Annotated in this window: 1 protein-coding gene and 1 pseudogene; both read left to right on the top strand. The window is 61.6% G+C overall.

The window, feature by feature from the left end; genetic code table 11:
* A pseudogene (locus WP12_RS04395) lies at window positions 1–328 on the top strand (IS21 family transposase); the annotation flags it as partial.
* Between the two features lie 11 nt (window positions 329–339).
* A complete protein-coding gene (gene istB, locus WP12_RS04390) occupies window positions 340–1,080 on the top strand; it encodes an IS21-like element helper ATPase IstB (protein ID WP_046192551.1) in 741 nt (246 codons plus the stop codon).
* Window positions 1,081–1,201 lie beyond the last annotated feature (121 nt).

Here is a 1,201-nt window from a genome sequence, read left to right as displayed (position 1 = left end):
CTATCTGGAATGGACCCCAGCCAAAATCCGAGAAGAGGCTGCCCGGATCGGGCCGATGTTGTCGCTGCTGGTCGAGCGCATCATCATGGACCGGCCACATCCCGAGCAGGGCTACCGCTCGTGCCTTGGTATTATCGGCCTTGCGAAACGCTTCGGTGCCGATCGGCTTGAGGCTGCTGCGATGCGCGCGCTGGAGATCCAGGCACGCAATTACCCGTCCGTCAAATCGATCCTCGAAAAGGGGCTCGACAAGGTGCCCGTGTCCAAAGCCCCGGAACGCGAGCCGATCCTGCACGACAATATCCGGGGCTCCCAATATTACCACTGAGAGGAACGACGATGCTCAAACACCCAACCCTTGATCAACTGAACCAGCTGGGGCTGACCGGGATGGCCCATGCCTTTGCCGAACTGGATGGCAATGGTGACGCCGCAGGCCTCGGCCATGCCGAGTGGCTGGCCCTGCTACTCGATCATGAAGCAACCTGGCGCAACGATCGGCGTCTTGCACTTCGGCTGCGTCACGCAAAGCTGCGGCACCATGCCGTACCTGAAGACGTTGATTATCGCAGCGTGCGCGGGCTCGACCGCCGGCTGTTCGAAATGCTGCTCAAGGGCAACTGGATCGCCGCCCACGAGAACCTGGCCATCATCGGGCCAGCAGGGGTCGGCAAGAGCTGGCTTGCCTGTGCGATAGGCCACAAGGCCTGCCGCGACAATCGCTCGGTCCTCTACACACGCCTGCCTCGGTTAATCGATGATCTGTCGCTGGCCAAAGGAGACGGGCGCATCGCCGCGCGCATGAAGAGCCTTGGCAGGGTCGATCTGCTGATCTTGGACGACTGGGGGCTTGAACCGCTTGACGGAAATGCCCGCCACCACCTCCTCGAGATCCTTGAGGATCGCTACGGCCGCCGCTCAACTCTCGTGACCAGCCAGCTTCCTGTGGCCCGCTGGTTCGATCTGATCGGAGATCCGACCTACGCCGACGCCATCTTGGACCGCCTCGTTCACAACGCTCATCGCCTCGAACTCGCAGGCGAATCCATGCGCCGGAACCTCGCCACCCAAGCCGCTTGACCAACTGCAAACAGGAATGACATCTTCACCCAACGATCAGATGATCCACCTGCGCGCGATCAGGTCGGAACGCCGCGCGGCATCAGATCGGAATACATGCGCGCGATCGTCGGAATCCGCA

The sequence above is a fragment of the Sphingomonas sp. SRS2 genome (genome assembly GCF_000971055.1).
Classification (GTDB): domain Bacteria; phylum Pseudomonadota; class Alphaproteobacteria; order Sphingomonadales; family Sphingomonadaceae; genus Rhizorhabdus.
This window is presented reverse-complemented; position numbering and strand designations above follow the sequence as displayed.